A 14,966-nucleotide genomic window follows, 5' to 3' on the forward strand; every position below is an offset into this window, starting at 1 on the left:
GTCCGTGGCTCAGAGCGCGATGCCTGCGCGGACGACTCGTTCGGGCTTCTTCAGCACCGACACGTCCGCCAGCGGGTCGCCGTCGACCACGATCACGTCGCCCGCGAACCCCCGCGCGAGCCGGCCGACGGTGCGCTCCAGGCCCAGCAGCCGCGCCGCGCCGGTCGTGGCCGTACGGATCGCGTCGAGCGCCGGCAGTCCGGCTGCCCGCATCAGCTCGATCTCGCGGCCCACGGGGTCGATGGTCCCGCCCGACGAGTCCGTGCCCGCCGCCAGCGGCACACCGAGCTCGTGCGCCGCCCGGACCGCTTGCTTCAGGACCGGCAGGTAGGTGCGGCCGCGCTCGGCGAGCACCGGGTCGGGTGATTCGGCCAGTCCGGCGATCGCGGTGAGTGTGGGGGTGAAGTACGTACCCCGGCGGCGCATCTCGTGCAGTGTGCGCTCGCCGACGAACGCGCCGTGCTCCAGGGACCGGATACCGGCCGTGACCGCGTCGTGGCAGCCCTTTTCGCTGTAGCTGTGGCACAGGACGCCCTTGCCGCCGTGCCGGGCGGCAGCCACGATCTCGGACAGCTGTTCATGTGAGTACACCTGCGTCAGCGGGTCCTGGTCGGGCAGCCCCGCGCGCTCGTTGACGCGGGTCTTGATGACGTCGGCGCCGCGCGCGAGGTTCACTTCGACCACCCGGCGCAGCGACTGCGCCGAGCGTACGCCGTCCCGCAGACGGGCGAGCGGCGTGAGCGCGGGGTCGGCCAGTACCGTGTCGCCGAGGTGCGGCGTGACGAAGATGCCCGCGGCCCGCAGCCGGGGCGCCTGCGTGGGAGTGTGCCGGGCCAATTCCCGTACGGCGATGTCCTGGTAGAAGTTCGTCGATCCGCTGCGCGCGCTGGTCGCGCCCCGGAGGACCGCGTCGCGGGCTTCGTCGGCGGTACTCAGGTGGATGTGTGCGTCGACCAGGCCGGGCAGGATCCACCGGCCGTGGGCTTCGAGGATTTCCAAGCCCCTGGGGACCTCCGTGTGCGCCCGCGCCCCGGCCGCCCGCACCACCCCGGCCCGGATCACGACGACCGCGTCCTCGGTGACCTCGCCGGTCGACGGGTCGAGCAGCGTGCCACCCCGGACGACGAGGTCGCCGCCCGCCGCCCTGTCACCGCCCGTAGTGCCGCGCCGCTCCGCCGCCGTCGCGGGGGCCGCGACCGCAACGGTGCCGGCGAGCGCGGCGGCACCCGCGAGGATCCCGCGGCGGGTCAGTACGCGGGAGGGCGGTGGTACGGCGTCGACACACATGGGAGCTCCCAGGGGAGTGGGTATACAGCGAGTCGTTGTTTTGTATACCAAGCCGACCGAGGCAAGCAAGGATGATGCCTCCCAGGCAGGAAAATGCCACACCCCCCACACCGTCGAGCCAGACGGCTTCCACTTTTGGTATACAAACTCTCAACGAGAGGGGTCACCGAAGAGCGAACGCAGCGCCACCGTCCTGCTGTCCCGCACATGCAGCAGCGTGCTCGCCGCAGCGGCCTCCGCGTCGCCCAGCGCGATGCGGCGGAAGATGTCCGCGTGCTGGGCGCGCATGTGCGCCGGCTCCTCGCGCATCCCGAACAGAAGCTGAAGCTGCCAGCTCAACTGCTCCATCGTGCGGGCGAGGAGAGGGTTGCCCGACAACGCCACCACGCTCTCGTGGAACGCCGTGTGGGCTGCCACCTCGCGTTCCCCGGCGTCGTCCGCGGCCGCCTCCTCCGCCTGCCGGAGCGTCGCCTCCAGCGCGGCGAGGCCTTCGGGGTCGCCGGCCGCCGCCCGCGCCGCGAGCCTCGAGGCCTGGACGGCCAGCGGCTCCCACACCTCGTAGAGATGCTCCACGTCGGCCCGCTCCAAGCGGCGCACCCGCACCCCGCTGTGCGGCAGCAGTTCCAGCAGGCCCTCGGCGACCAGCGCCCGAAGCGCCTCGCGGACCGGCACCCGGGACATGTTGAGTTCCTCGGCGACCTCGCGCTCGACCAGGCGGGAGCCCTGCGGGTAACGCCGGTCGACGATGCGTTGCCGGACAGCCTCACGCGCCTGCGCGCCGAGCGAGGCGGAGGGACGCGAACCGGCGTCCGCGCCGCTCGAAACGCTCTTCCTGCTCTCCGACACCTGTACGGCCCTCCACTCGTCATGCCTCGGGGGAGGATATGTCCCGCACGGCGCGGCTCCGCCAGAGATGCCCCCCGTCAACCACAACATTCCAGGGGCAGCCGCATATCGCCTGCCGCGTCGACAACGGGAAGACGGCACACCGAAGCACAACTAGTCCCTGGCCGGTCAGTTCTTCACGAGGAACATGGGTCAACCCAACAAGGTCTCACACCGACAGCTGCCGCAGGCGGCGTCCTGCCACAAACCAACCGACGGCGGTCACATCGCGGCTCCCATGCCACAAACCAAACGCTACGGCCGTACTCTGCATCACAACAAACAATGGCCCTCGCCGCACCCACCCCCAGGGAGCCCACCATGACAAACGCCGGCAGCCTCGCCGACACAACCGCCATGCTCCAGTTGGAACTGCCGCAACTGGAAGCACACCAGCAGTCGCTGCAGAAGGAACTGGCACAGGTGACCGAGCGATTGGAGTCCGTGCGCGGCGCTCTGACCGCGCTCAACGCACTGGCAGGCACGACCCTCCCGCAGCCCCGCACCGAAGCCGCGGCGCCGACCGTTGAAGCGGCATCCGTCGAACCGGTCGCCAATGCCGCACCCGAACCCGCCCCGGCTGCGGAGGCACCGCAGGCAGCCGAAGTCACCGTGCCCGCACAGAAGAAGTCCGCGCCTGCGCGGCCCTCCACAACACGCAAGGCCCCTGCCGCTCCGCGCAAAAAGCCCGCCTCGAAGGCGGCAGAGACGCGCCGTCCGAAGAAGAAGGCCGCCGGCACCAAGGCGGTCAAGACCACGACGGCGAAGGCTCCCGCACCCGCCGCGACCTCGGCCCAGGACTCCAGCGGGCTCACCGACCAGGTGATCGCCGTCCTGGCCGGTCGCGCCGCCACCCCGTTGCGTGCCCGCGACGTCGCCGAGGCCCTCGGCCGTGACAACAGCGCGGGCGCCATCAACACCGTGCGCAGCACCCTCGACCGTCTTGTCGCCACATCCCGCGCCCACCGCGCAGGCCGCGGTCTCTACCAAGCCCCTGCCAACTGACGTCGGTCACACCGCCGTTCGGCCGGGGCGTGACCACCGCCCCGGCCGGACGAACGCTGCCGCACGGCGCAGGCCGCAGGCCGCGGCAACCCAGTCAGCCGTGACGGCGGCGGGCGAGGAGGAACGCCCCCGCGCAGGCAGCCAGGCCGGTCATCGCGCTGCCCGCGGCGATCTCGGCCCCGCTCGGCGTCCGGGAACCACCGACACCACCCTGCGCGGCGGCGCCCCTGAGAACGGTGAAAGTGGCATTCGCGCTGCGTCCGCCGCACTGCACGCTCAGAGTGGCGGCACCGACGGTGGCGGTGTTGTACACCCGCGCCGTCACCGACGTCCTCGACCCGGCAGGCAGTGTCACGGTGGGGAAGGCGGCCGATCTCACCGTGCCGCCGCTGGTGCAGCCCGACGCGGAGACCGACAACGTCGCACCCTGGTGCACCTGCGACGGACTCACTCTCACATTCGTCGGGCCGCTCGCCGTCGGGCCGTCCGCCCACGCGACGGCAGAGGGGGAAAGCACCAGAACGGCAACGGCTCCGGCCAGGCCTGTACAAGTTCGTGAAACACGCATGGCGCTCCTCAACGGGAGGCATCTCCGGCACGGCGCCGAAGATTCGTCGGCATCCGCCTCCCGTACACAACACTCGGCACGATCGCCCGCAACGGCACGCCCAGTTCACCCCCGCCGGAGACCACCGAAGGGGAAAAGCGCAGGTGGAGAAGGAGAACCGGTCGAGGGATCCCGTGACGGCCGGTTACTGCGGACGGCCCATCGGGGCCACCGGGAGCCTTGCGGTCATGCCCCGGCTTGGCCCTACGGCAGCTGCCAGTCCACCGTCTGTGCTCCCTGGCGGACGAGGAACTCGTTGGTGCGGCTGAAGGGCCGGGAGCCGAAGAAGCCGCGGTCCGCGGACATGGGTGATGGATGTGCCGACTCAATGGCAGGGAGATCACCGAGCAGCGGGCGCAGATTGCGTGCGTCCCGCCCCCACAGCACGGACACCAGCGGCCTGCCACGTCCGGCCAGAGCGCGGATGGCCTGTTCGGTCACTTCCTCCCAGCCCTTGCCCCGGTGGGCGCCCGGCTTGCTGGGTGCCGTGGTCAGCGCACGGTTGAGCAACAGCACGCCCTGACGGGTCCAGGGCGTCAGGTCTCCGTTGGAAGGGCGCGGCAGGCCGAGATCCGTGTGAAGCTCCCGGAAGATGTTCTCCAGGCTGCCGGGCAGACGCCCGACTTCCGGCGCCACGGCGAAACTGTGGCCGATGGCCATTCCGGGGGTGGGGTACGGGTCCTGACCGACGATCAGGACGCGGACGTCGTCGAAGGGCTGCTGAAAGGCGCGCAGTACATGCTGCCCCGCCGGGAGGTAGGTGCGCCCCGCTGCGATCTCGGATCGCAGGAAGTCTCCCATCGCCGCGATACGCCCCGCCACGGGACGCAACGCCTCGGCCCAGCCGGGCTCCACCAGTTCACTCAACGGTCGTGCTGCCACAGCACGTCACCCTACCGGCCCACGCACACCCGGTCGGACACACAGGTCCCACGGGGGCGAAGCCGGCGATAGGCTCTCTGCCGTCGTCGTCCCTCTTCTTTCTGGAGTCGGTTCATGAGATCGCCTGGGCGGTCGCCCGTGAGCCTGGTGCTCGGTGTGGACTCGGGCGGCTCCGGTCTGCGTGCGGCCCTCGCCGCCGCCGCGGAGCTCCAGCACGCCGAGACCGCCGCCTCCCGCGAACCGGTGCGCACCGGCGGCGACGGGATCGACGCGGGGCACATGCTCGACCAGTTGGTGCCGATGGCGCGGGCGTTGCTGGAGCGGGCCGGGAGCGGCACGTTGTCGGCCGTGGTCGTCGGAGCGGCGGGAATGGGGACGCTGGGCGGCCGACTGCGTGCCGAGCTGCCCGCGGCGCTGGAGAGCGCGCTCGGCGTACGACGGGTGGGCCTCGCCGCCGACGCGGTCACCGCTTACGCCGGAGCTCTCGACGGGCGGCCCGGTGCCGTGGTCGCCGCCGGCACCGGAATGATCGCGCTGGGCACGGACCTGACCGCCTGGCGCCGTTCCGACGGGTGGGGGCATCTGCTCGGCGACTGCGGAAGCGGAGCGTGGATCGGCAGAGCCGGCCTCGAAGCCGCACTGCGGGCGTACGACGGGCGGCGCGGCGGCTCGGCATCACTCCTGGAACGTATGGAGTCGGTCCTCGGCCCGGCCGGGGAGGTGCCAGGGCTGCTCTACCCCCGAACCGACAGGCCGGCGGTGCTTGCCTCGTTCGCCCCGGAGGTCGCCCGGTGCGCACCCGGCGACCCGGTGGCCGCCGGCATCCTCGAGCAGGCCGCGCGGCACATCGCCGAATCGGCCGCGGCGGTGTGCCCGCTGCCCGGCGAAGTGCCGGGCGACTGCGAAGTGGCCCTCACCGGCGGGCTGCTGAAGCTCGGCGAGCCTCTTCTCACCCCTCTGCGCGCCGAGTTGGCCGGGCAGCTGCCGCACGCCCGCCAGGTGACCGCGGACGGTGATCCGCTCTTCGGGGCCCTGCGGCTGGCGGCAGCCCTCGCGGAGGACGCGCTGCGCCTGCCGACCCATCCGACCCTGCTGCACGTTCCCGACAGAACGGGGTGAGACCTCCACAGAGAGTCAAGCGGAAAAATATGGACAGATGACGCGCGACCGCCCCCTCCCCGAACAGCCGCAGCCCCAAAACCAGTAGCATGCGGCGCCATGAGCTCCTCCACCGGGCCTGCACCCGGCCTGCCTGTACGAATGCCGCGACCCCGCCAGTCCGGGCGACACCGTCGCCCGGAGCCCGTGGCGGCTCCCGAGGGCGCACCCGCCCTCGTGCTTGCTGTGCCCGGCGCCCCGACGCCCACGACGCGCAGCCTGGCCGAAGAGGTCATAAGCATCGCCCGGTCCGAGCTGCCCGGCCTCGAGGTCGGCATCGGCTACCTCGACGGCGACGGCACCGAGTACCCCACGCTGGAGACCGTGCTCGCGCACACCGCCGGCCTCCGTACCGAGCGGTACGAGATCGCGAAGGCCGCCGGCCGTGAGGTCGCGGAGCCGGAGGGCCCCGCCGCCGTCGTGGTGCCGCTGCTGGCAGGCCCGGACAACGCACTGATGCGCCGCGTCCGGCAGGCGGTCATGGACAGCCGCGCCGCCGCCGAGCTGACCGACGTCCTCGGCCCGCACCCGCTGCTCGCGGAGGCCGTGCACGTCCGCCTCTCCGAGGCAGGTCTCGCCCGCGCCGACCGCGCGAGGCTGTTCACCGTGGCAACCGCGGCCGACGGCATCATCCTCGCCACCGTCGGCGGCGACGAGGCCGTTCAGGCCGCGGGGATCACCGGCATGCTGCTCGCCGCGCGCCTGGCCGTGCCCGTGATGGCCGCCGCGCTCGACGAGCCTGGCTCCGTCTCGGCCATCGCCGAGCAGCTGAGGGGCTCCGGCTCGGTGCAGCTGGCGCTCGCCCCGTACCTGGTCGGACCCGAACTGCCGGAGGGTCTGCTCGACGCCGCGGCGAAGGAGGCCGGTTGTGCCGCCGCCGAGGCGCTCGGCGCGTACCCGGCCATCGGCAAGCTGGTGCTGTCGCAGTACACCACGGCGCTGGGCATCGCGCCCCAGCCCCAGGGGGCGCAGCCTCGCTGACGTGACCGGTACGGCTGTCGCGGCCGGGCAGGAGCATCGACACGCAGGGCCCGCAGCGGGTGACGAACGTCCCCGGTACGGGCCCTGCGTGCCGTCTCCACGACGCCCGGCTGCCGCGTCCGGGCTGTCCGTGGCTCCGCGACGTCAGGCGAAGACGACGCAGGATGCCGCGGGGACGGTCAGCGAGCCCGTTCGCCGCGGGATGCCGGTGGTCCGGTCGACGACGAACCAGGTCACGTCGCCGGAGCGCTCGTTCGCCGCGTAGAGACGGCGGCCCGTCGGGTCCAGTGCCAGGTCGCGGGGCCAGTGACCGCCGCAGGGGACCGTGGTGACCAGGTGCGCCCGCTCCCCCGTCTCGTCCAGGTCCAGCACGGCGATGCTGTCGTGGCCGCGGACCGCGGCCCAGATCCGGCGGCCGTCGGGTGAGACGACCGAGGCGGAGGGGTAGGCGGGGCCGGTCGTGCCGGCCGGCAGCACGGCGGTCTGGCCGACCGGTTCGAGGGTCCCGGCCGCCGCGCCCAGCGGCAGACGGTCACCGTGGGCTCGAGTTCACCGAGCACGTAGGCGTGGCGCCCGGCCGGGTGGAAGGCGAGGTGGCGCGGCCCGGTGCCCGGGCGCAGCGCGGTCTCGCCGTGGAGCACCAGCGCGTCCGCCGCGGTGTCGAGCGCGCAGATCCGTACGGAGTCGGTGCCGAGGTCGACGCTGAGCACCCAACGGCCGGACGGGTCGGGCAGCACCTGGTGGGCATGGGGTGCGTCCTGGCGGTCCAGGACGGGGCCGCTGCCCTTGTGCCGCATGACGCCGCCGACGGGCCCGGGAGCGCCGTCGGTGCCTATGGGCAGGACGCTGACGCTGCCGGAGCCGTAGTTGGCGGTGAGCAGGTGCCCCTGGGAGACCGCGAGGTGTGTCGGGCCCTCAGCTCCGACGAGCATGGGCTCGCCGATCGGGCGCGGGGCGGCCCCGGTCACGTCGAACGCCGCCACTGCCCCGTCCGTCCTCTCGGAGACCGTGTAGAGGGCGGTTCCGGCTGCCGTTGTCACCGCCGCGAGGTACGAGGGGTCGGGGACGGCGCCGCTCGCCCCGGTCTCGGTCAGGGCTCCGGTTTCGAGGTCGACAGCGGCGGTGACGATCCCCCGCCCGCCCGCCGAGGTGAACGATCCGATGAAGGCCCGCCCTGCGCTCTGGTCGGCCATTGCGTTGTCCCCTCTTCAGCGTGCACGGTCCACGCCGGACGGTAGCAGCTGGTCCATACCAATCGAGGGGAGTCGGGCTCGTAGGCGGCCGTCCCGGTCAGGAGCCGGCGAGCGAGGACCGGGGACAGCTGCGCAGGGGCACGGCGAGGTCTGCCAGCGCCCGTTCCAGGCTGTGCAGGTGGTTCAGCGCCGCTTCCCCGCCCGGGCGTACCCGTGCGCTGCCGGTGCCGAGGGCGAGGACGGGTGCCGGGAGGGGACCGCGGGACCCGACCAGTGCGACGAGTGCGGCCTCGACGCGCCGACAGGCATCGAAGAGGCGTGCGTCATGGGAGGCGTCCGGGTCGGCTGCGACGGCGGCCAGGCCTCGTACCTCCCGCGCGCAGTCGTCCAGCAGCGCGAGAACCTGCCGGGCACGGACCTTGCGGGCCCGCAGCGGGCTGAGCGGATGCACGAGCGGGGCCAGGGAGAGCCGGGCGCGGCCGAGCAGGGCCTCCAGCTCGGCCGCGAGCGGGGCCGGGTCCGCGTCCGGGTCGCCGGCGATGCGGCGGGCCGCGGCGGTGGTGCAGCCGTGTACGCAGTGGAGGGCGCGCTCGACCCAGGCGTTCGTGGTGGCGTGGGTCGTGACGGGCAGCACGAAGGTCACGGCCAGCACGGCGCCGAGCGCTCCGACGCCTGTCTCGACCAGACGCAGCGCGAGCAGGGCCGGGGTCAGCACGCCGAGGAGCCCGTAGAGCATGCCCACCATCACCGTCACGGCGAGCATCATCCAGGTGTACGAGACGGCGGCGGTGTAGAAGATCCCGAAGACGCAGACCGCGACGAGGGCGGCGGTGGGGACCGCCTCGCCGTGCAGAGGCACCGCCACGACGAGGCTCACCGCGATGCCGGCGAGTGTGCCGAGGACCCGTCGGAAGCCGCGGACCAGGGTCTCGCCGCGCGACGCGGTGTTGACGAAGATCCACCACGTGGCGCCTACGGCCCAGTACCAGCGGTCCCCGGAGACGAGCTGGCCGACGACCAGCGCGAACGCCCCGCCGGCGGCCACCTGTACGGCCTGCCGGGTGGTGGTGCGGGCCACTCCACGGCCGCCGGGGGGTGCGGGCACGACGAGCGGCGTGGCGTTCTTCTCGTAGCACCAGACGCCGAAGCGGACGAGCGACGAGGCGGTCACCGCGAGGAGGACCGCGGAGTACAGCTCCGGCAGCTGCCCGGGGGCGGTGTGGAGGAACTGCGTGACGAAGAACGTCATGAACGCGAAGACGCCCAGGGAGTGGCCGCGGGGGCCCCAGCGCCGGACGTACACACCCGCGGCCGCCACGGCGAGGAAGACGGCGTCGCGCAGCGCTGCGTGGTCGTGCAACAACGCCGCCGCTGCGAGTACGGGAAGGCCGACGACGGGCAGCAGCGCGGTGGTGATCATCTGACCGCGGACCGTCGAGTCGGTGACGGTGAAGAGGGCGAGGAGCGCGGCGAGGCCGCCGACGACGACCGCGTTGAGCGTGTGGCCGGTCAGGCCGCACACCGCCACGGCCAGGCCGGTGCCGAGGACGGCCCGGACGGCACTGCGCAGTCGCAGCCGCCCCGGGTCCGGAGCCACGAACATCCTCTTCAGCACTGCATCCCGCCCCTGGTTCGACGTCGGCATGAAAAAGGCGCCGCGGAGTCCGCAGCGCCATTGATGCCCCTATGACACCATCCGGGGGCCACGTGGCTCAACCGGGCCTCGCTCGACTGTGCCATTGGCACACAACGAGCCCCGGCCCCTGGGTGGTGATGCGTGCCAATGGACCACAGCCAGGGGTACCCGGCCGTTCCGGCCGGATCCGGACCGAGAAGCGGGAGCGGTGCGCACGGTCCCCGGCGAACGCAAGATCCCCGGCGATCGGAGTGTGGACCCTCGCCGGGGATCTCGGGGGCCGATGCGGCTACGGCTGCGACTCGGCGTGGAGGGCGCTCACCTCCTCGGCGGTGAGCGCCTTGTCGTAGGCCTTCACGTCGTCGATCCCGCCGTGCCAGAAGTCGACGTTGCCGCCGCCCCACTTGGCGCGGCCGACCGAGAGGGGGCCGGTGCTGACGTCGGCCGGGCCGGCTGCGGCGGTCGCCACCAGCGTGCCGTCGAGATACAGCTTGATGTCGTTGCTCGCGGTGTCCCGCACTCCGACGAGGTGGTACCAGCGGCCCGGTTCCGGCGTGGTCTCCACGCGGGCGCGGTTGCCGCCGGGTGTGCTGAACGCGAAGGCACCCTGTCCGTACTGCAGGTAGAACGGGTTCTCCTGGCGCCTGCCGTCCTGGCTGACAGCGGTCGCGTAGTTGCCGGGGACCGAGTCGAGCGTGACCCAGGCGGAGACGGAGTAGCTCTTGGTGGTGTCGAGCACCGGGCCCTCGGTCTGTGCGTACTGGCCCTGGCCGTCGAACTTCAGCGCGCTGCCGCTGACGCCCGGGGTCCAGGAGGTGCCCTCCGTGAGTGTCAGGGGCTTGTTGCCCGGGCCGTCGTCGCGTGCGGTGGTGCCCCGGCCCTCGTCGAGGGCCCAGGAGCCGCCGCCGCTCAGCTCGTCCCGCTCACCGGCGGCGGCGCCGGCCGCGATGATCTTGCGGTTGATCTCGCGGACCTTCACCGGGTCGATCTTGATCTCCCGGCGGTCGTAGGTGTACAGGCCGTTCAGTTCGTTCTCCAGGTCGGAGATCTGGGTGTACACCGAGCCGGACAGCTCGGCCCCGGCCGCCTCGAGGTAGTACTTCTCGGTGTTCTCGACGTACTTACGGGTGAGGGCGTCCTTGTCGGCGACGCCGCTGTAGATCACCGTCGGGGGACCCGGCCACATGTGTCCGGGGGTGCGGAGGGTGAAGCCGCCGTGCTCTCCGTCCATGGCGGCCCGCTTCCCGTCGGGAAAGGCCGGGTCGGTGTTGTTGTAGTCGTGGTGGTCGATGATGTCGCCCTTGCCCGAGTCACCCTTGGAGTTGCAGCAGTTGACACCGCTGTGGGCGTTGACGACACGGGACGGGTCGGCGGCCTTGACGGACTCGGCGATGCGGCCGGTCTCCTCGCGGTTCCACTCGCCCCAGCCCTCGTTGAAGACGATCCAGCCGATGACGGAGGGCGAGTTGTGGTGCCGGCGCATCATCTCCCGGCCCTGGTCGACGAAGGCCTTCTGACCCGTTTCGTTGGTGATGTTCCCGGAGACGAAGTCCTGCCAGACCAGCAGGCCGAGCTTGTCCGCGTGGTGGAACCAGCGCGGCGATTCCACCTTGATGTGCTTGCGGACGGCGTTGAAGCCGAGCTTCTTGTGCGCCTCGAGGTCGAACGCGAGGGCCTTGTCGCTGGGCGGGGTATAGAGGCCGTCGGGCCAGAAGCCCTGGTCGAGCGTGGCGAGGGAGAAGATCGGCTTTCCGTTGAGCACCAGCTTCGGGAAGCCGCCGACCTTCTCGATCCCGATCTTCCGCATGCCGAAGTAGCTGTCGATGCTGTCGGTCGACCTGCCGTCGGTCAGCTTGACGTCGAGGTCGTAGAGGTACGGGTCGTCCGGGCTCCACAGACGCTGTCGGGCCACGGGCAGGCGCAGCTTGCTGTTCGCCGGCCCGCTGACCCTTCCGACGACCTTTCCGCGGACATCGCGTGCGACGGCCTCGACACGGGCCTGCGACGAGGCGTCGTCGGACTCGACGGTCACGGCGAGGCTGCTGGTGTCGATGTCGGGTGTGGTGACGAGGTTGTCGATGGCGGTGTCGGCGACGGGTTCCATCCAGACCGTCTGCCAGATGCCCGACGACTGGGTGTAGAAGATGCCGCCCGGGTTGGTGGACTGCTTGCCCATCGGCTGGTTGGCGCCGCCGGTGTCGGTGACGGCGACCACGATCTCCTGCGGGCCGGTCCCCTCGACGGCGTCCGTGATGTCGGCGCTGAAGGCGTTGTAGCCGCCGGTGTGTTCGGCGACCTGTTTGCCGTTGACCCAGACGCGGGCCTGGTAGTCGACGGCGTCGAAGTTGAGCTTCAGCCGATTGCCCTTGCCGACCTTCCAGCCCTTGGGCACGTCGACCAGCTTGCGGTAGAACATGTGGTCCTCGTGCCGCTCGATCCCGGAGAGCTGGGACTCGACCGGGAACGGCACGATGATCTTCTCGTCGAGGTTCTTGCCGAAGACCGGCTTCTCGCCTGCCGCCGCACCGCTGAACTGCCACGGCCCGTTGAGGTTCTTCCACTTGCCACGGACGAGCTGCGGGCGCGGGTACTCGGGCAGCGGGTTCTTCTCGTCGAGGTTGTCGCCCCACGTGGTGGTGAGCCGGTGGGTGGAGGCGTTCTGTGCCGACCGGATGATCTGCGGCACGGTCTCGTCGCCGGCCTTCAGGCCGCCTTGGCCGTCGTAAGTGACCTTGACCAGCTGGTTCTTCTGGATCGGCTCGGCGAGGGTGACGATCAGGGACTTCCGGTCGCCCGAGGCGACGGCGACCGACTCGATCGGCATGGCCGTCGTGTCGGCCTCCACCTTCAGGTGATCCTTGACCGCCGCGATGTCACCGACGTTCTTCTCGAAACGCGCCCGCAGACGCCGGCCGTTTTCGGCGACCGAGAACTCCACGGGGTAGACCTCGAAGTCGGCGGGCGGGGTGAACGCCGTCTCCGGAACGAGTTGCTTGGGCATGGTGGACGTGGACCAGCGCAGGAACATGTTCGCCCCGCCGACATCCTGGAACATCTCCATGCGGAAGTCGTACTTCTGGCCGGCGGTCAGTTCGACCGGTGCGCTGGTCTGTTCCCTGTCCCAGTCGGGCACCCAGTGATCGATGACCGGCTTGCCGTCGATGAACAGACGGAAGCCGTTGTCACCGATGCCGTAGAACGTGTAGTCACCGGTGACCGGCGCCTCGATCTGGCCGGTCCAGCGGGCGGTCGTGTGCTCGCCCCGGCCGGTCAGCGTCTCGAAAGTGGTCGTGAGACCCGGGAAGTTGATCTGCGGATCGAGCGAGGTGCCACCGAGTTCGGCGAAGTCCCGGGCTCCCGGCGCCGACATGCTGAAGTACTCGCCCTTCAGGCCGTGCACCTCGATGGCGGCGTTCTCGGCGGCGGTCGCGGACACGCTGCCGGCCGGCTCTGCGGCCGACGCGGTGGGTATCAGGCTGGTCGTCGGCAGCACCAGGGCGGCCGCTGTGAGCAGCGCCCACATTCTGGTTCGGGGGCGGGCGTTTCGTCTTGTCATCGAATCTTCCTCGTAGTGAGGGATCGGAGCCGGACCCGGAAGCGACGGGCGCGGCGGACGAGACCCGGGCCGGTGAGCGGCAGGCCTCGGCGAAGTGACGATGCGGGCTCTGTCCGGGCGTCGTGCATGGCGGACACCGGGCACGGACAGCGGCGGGCGACAGCGCACCAGCCGGTTGTTCCATCGTTGGAAAACTGTGTGCAGCGGAATGAGAGCACGCCGCCCGACGGCTGTCCAGCCCCCTCGCAGCACCCGACCTCCGCGTGCGCCGCGGAACGCCCCTGCCGTGCAACGGACCTGACGCCAGATCATTTCTTAAACGTCGCGCACCACTCTTGCCGCACGCGCTCCACCGGCTATATAACGTTGTAAATCCAGCGCCGCCCACCACGGCACGGTTCCATAGCGCCTTCCTTTTCCCAGGTCAGAGCAGTGATGACCGAGCCTGCCGGGTTCCGGAACAGGCTGACTCTCCATACCCACGCCGCCCGACCGCACGCCACTGCGCGGTGCTGTCACCCCCGCCAAGGAGTGCCCTGAGATGACCATCCCGCAGCGATCTCGCACGCTCGCCGTCGCCTGTCTGCTTGCCGCCACCGCGACGCTCGCCGTGTCCGGCTGCGCGAAGTCGGAGACCCCGAGCAACGCCGGCGGCGACAGCAGCCAGGCGGCCCAGGCGGCGAAGACGCCTGAGGGCAGCTCCGGCCCCGGCTGTTCGCTCAAGACCTACGGAGCCCCGAAGCTCGACCTCAAGAACGCCGTCGTCGGCTTCTCCCAGTCGGAGAAGGAGGCCAACCCCTTCCGTATCGCGGAGACGCAGTCCATCAAGGACGAGGCGGCCAAGCTCGGCGTGAAGAAGCTCCTCACCACCAACGCCCAGTCCCAACTGTCCAAGCAGATCAGCGACATCCAGGACATGCTGGCCCAGGGCGCGCAGTTCCTGATCGTCGCACCGCTGAACTCGGACGGTCTGGAGCCTGCGTTCCAGGCTGCCGCGGCGAAGAAGGTCCCCGTCCTCACCATCGACCGCAAGGTCAACGCCACGGCCTGCAAGGACTATCTGGCCTTCCTGGGCTCGGACTTCGTCGAGCAGGGCAAGCGCGCCGCGGACGCGATGATCAAGGCGACCGGCGGCAAGGGCAAGGTGGCCATCCTGCTCGGCTCGTCGGGCAACAGTGTCACCACCGACCGCACCAAGGGCTTCGTCGACCAGGTCGCGGCCGAGGCGCCCGGTCTGACGATCGTCGCCCAGCAGACCGGCGAGTTCGCCCGCGACAAGGGCCAGCAGGTCATGGAGCAGCTCATCCAGTCGAAGCCCGACATCACCGCCGTGTACGCGGAGAACGACGAGATGGCCCTGGGCGCCGTCACCGCCCTCAAGGCCGCCGGCAAGAAGCCGGGCAAGGACGTGAAGATCGTCTCCATCGACGGCACCCGCAACGCCGTGCAGGCGCTGGCCAACGGCGAGCTGAACGCGGTCATCGAGTCCAACCCGCGCTTCGGGCCGCTCGCCTTCGCCACCGCGCAGAAGTTCTACGGCGGCGAGGAGATCCCCGAGAACGTGATCATCAGCGACCGCGCCTACGACGAGTCCAACGCCGAGGAATCCCTGGGCGGAGCCTACTGACCGCGCCCTCGCCGGCGCTCCGGCGTCGTCATGGCACGGCCGTGTCGCCGCGCGGGGGCTGTTGTCGCTCGGACGCTGTTTCAACAGGGCCCGCCGCTGCGGGCGGGCCGTTCCGGGCAGCCACGGTGAACTCATGCCGTGGCGGCCCG

Annotated in this window: 10 protein-coding genes and 1 pseudogene; 4 read left to right on the forward strand and 7 right to left on the reverse strand. The window is 71.2% G+C overall.

Translation table 11 applies throughout. The annotated features are described in order from the left end of the window. Positions 1 to 9: 9 nt before the first annotated feature. Positions 10 to 1,287, reverse strand: coding sequence for an amidohydrolase family protein (locus tag ABZ070_RS03115; RefSeq protein ID WP_356629296.1), 1,278 nt, complete (start codon positions 1,285 to 1,287; stop codon positions 10 to 12). A 150-nt stretch (positions 1,288 to 1,437) separates the two neighbouring features. Continuing rightward, positions 1,438 to 2,223, reverse strand: coding sequence for a GntR family transcriptional regulator (locus ABZ070_RS03120; RefSeq protein WP_356629298.1), 786 nt, complete (start codon positions 2,221 to 2,223; stop codon positions 1,438 to 1,440). 270 nt (positions 2,224 to 2,493) lie between these two features. On the opposite strand from ABZ070_RS03120, the gene ABZ070_RS03125 reads away from it, so the two are divergent. Next, entirely contained in the window at positions 2,494 to 3,177 is a 684-nt protein-coding gene (locus tag ABZ070_RS03125; RefSeq protein WP_356629300.1) for a hypothetical protein, read from the forward strand. A 94-nt stretch (positions 3,178 to 3,271) separates the two neighbouring features. On the opposite strand, the gene ABZ070_RS03130 is transcribed toward ABZ070_RS03125, so the two are convergent. Together ABZ070_RS03130 and ABZ070_RS03135 are read right to left on the reverse strand one after the other, a co-directional pair. Continuing rightward, positions 3,272 to 3,628 carry a hypothetical protein gene (locus ABZ070_RS03130; RefSeq protein WP_356629302.1) on the reverse strand — a complete coding sequence of 119 codons (357 nt, stop codon included), beginning with the start codon at positions 3,626 to 3,628 and terminating at the stop codon, positions 3,272 to 3,274. Positions 3,629 to 3,988: 360 nt separating this feature from the next. Further along, positions 3,989 to 4,666: a uracil-DNA glycosylase gene (locus ABZ070_RS03135; protein WP_356629304.1), complete on the reverse strand. Its 678-nt coding sequence runs from the start codon at positions 4,664 to 4,666 to the stop codon at positions 3,989 to 3,991. Between the two features lie 114 nt (positions 4,667 to 4,780). On the opposite strand from ABZ070_RS03135, the gene ABZ070_RS03140 reads away from it, so the two are divergent. Together ABZ070_RS03140 and ABZ070_RS03145 are read left to right on the forward strand one after the other, a co-directional pair. After that, positions 4,781 to 5,785 carry a BadF/BadG/BcrA/BcrD ATPase family protein gene (locus ABZ070_RS03140; protein WP_356629306.1) on the forward strand — a complete coding sequence of 335 codons (1,005 nt, stop codon included), beginning with the start codon at positions 4,781 to 4,783 and terminating at the stop codon, positions 5,783 to 5,785. A gap of 99 nt (positions 5,786 to 5,884) precedes the next feature. Beyond that, positions 5,885 to 6,805 (forward strand): hypothetical protein, encoded by a 921-nt coding sequence (locus tag ABZ070_RS03145; RefSeq protein ID WP_356629308.1) that lies wholly within the window; start codon positions 5,885 to 5,887, stop codon positions 6,803 to 6,805. 144 nt (positions 6,806 to 6,949) lie between these two features. Here the strand turns inward: ABZ070_RS03145 and ABZ070_RS03150 are convergent. From ABZ070_RS03150 to ABZ070_RS03160, 3 genes and pseudogenes are all read right to left on the reverse strand, one after another. Then, positions 6,950 to 7,998, reverse strand: a pseudogene (locus tag ABZ070_RS03150) (lactonase family protein). A gap of 97 nt (positions 7,999 to 8,095) precedes the next feature. Further along, complete coding sequence (locus ABZ070_RS03155; RefSeq protein ID WP_356629310.1) at positions 8,096 to 9,613, reverse strand: FUSC family protein; 1,518 nt, start codon at positions 9,611 to 9,613, stop codon at positions 8,096 to 8,098. Positions 9,614 to 9,923: 310 nt separating this feature from the next. Beyond that, the gene (locus ABZ070_RS03160; protein ID WP_356629312.1) at positions 9,924 to 13,190 is read right to left on the reverse strand and encodes a LamG-like jellyroll fold domain-containing protein; all 3,267 of its coding nucleotides are present in this window, start codon (positions 13,188 to 13,190) and stop codon (positions 9,924 to 9,926) included. Positions 13,191 to 13,731: 541 nt separating this feature from the next. Here ABZ070_RS03160 and ABZ070_RS03165 point away from each other — a divergent pair. Then, positions 13,732 to 14,817 carry an ABC transporter substrate-binding protein gene (locus ABZ070_RS03165; protein ID WP_356629314.1) on the forward strand — a complete coding sequence of 362 codons (1,086 nt, stop codon included), beginning with the start codon at positions 13,732 to 13,734 and terminating at the stop codon, positions 14,815 to 14,817. The last annotated feature ends 149 nt before the right edge of the window (positions 14,818 to 14,966 follow it).

The sequence above is a fragment of the Streptomyces sp. NPDC006283 genome (genome assembly GCF_040613325.1).
GTDB lineage: Bacteria > Actinomycetota > Actinomycetes > Streptomycetales > Streptomycetaceae > Streptomyces.

Excerpts from the sequence above, each read along its gene's own strand:
- ABZ070_RS03165 (WP_356629314.1), top strand. The coding sequence starts at position 13,732 with ATGACCATCCCGCAGCGATCTCGCACGCTCGCCGTCGCCTGTCTGCTT.
- ABZ070_RS03120 (WP_356629298.1), bottom strand. The coding sequence starts at position 2,223 with ATGTTGTGGTTGACGGGGGGCATCTCTGGCGGAGCCGCGCCGTGCGGG.
- ABZ070_RS03145 (WP_356629308.1), top strand. The coding sequence starts at position 5,885 with ATGAGCTCCTCCACCGGGCCTGCACCCGGCCTGCCTGTACGAATGCCG.
- ABZ070_RS03125 (WP_356629300.1), top strand. The coding sequence starts at position 2,494 with ATGACAAACGCCGGCAGCCTCGCCGACACAACCGCCATGCTCCAGTTG.
- ABZ070_RS03115 (WP_356629296.1), bottom strand. The coding sequence starts at position 1,287 with ATGTGTGTCGACGCCGTACCACCGCCCTCCCGCGTACTGACCCGCCGC.
- ABZ070_RS03160 (WP_356629312.1), bottom strand. The coding sequence starts at position 13,190 with ATGACAAGACGAAACGCCCGCCCCCGAACCAGAATGTGGGCGCTGCTC.
- ABZ070_RS03140 (WP_356629306.1), top strand. The coding sequence starts at position 4,781 with ATGAGATCGCCTGGGCGGTCGCCCGTGAGCCTGGTGCTCGGTGTGGAC.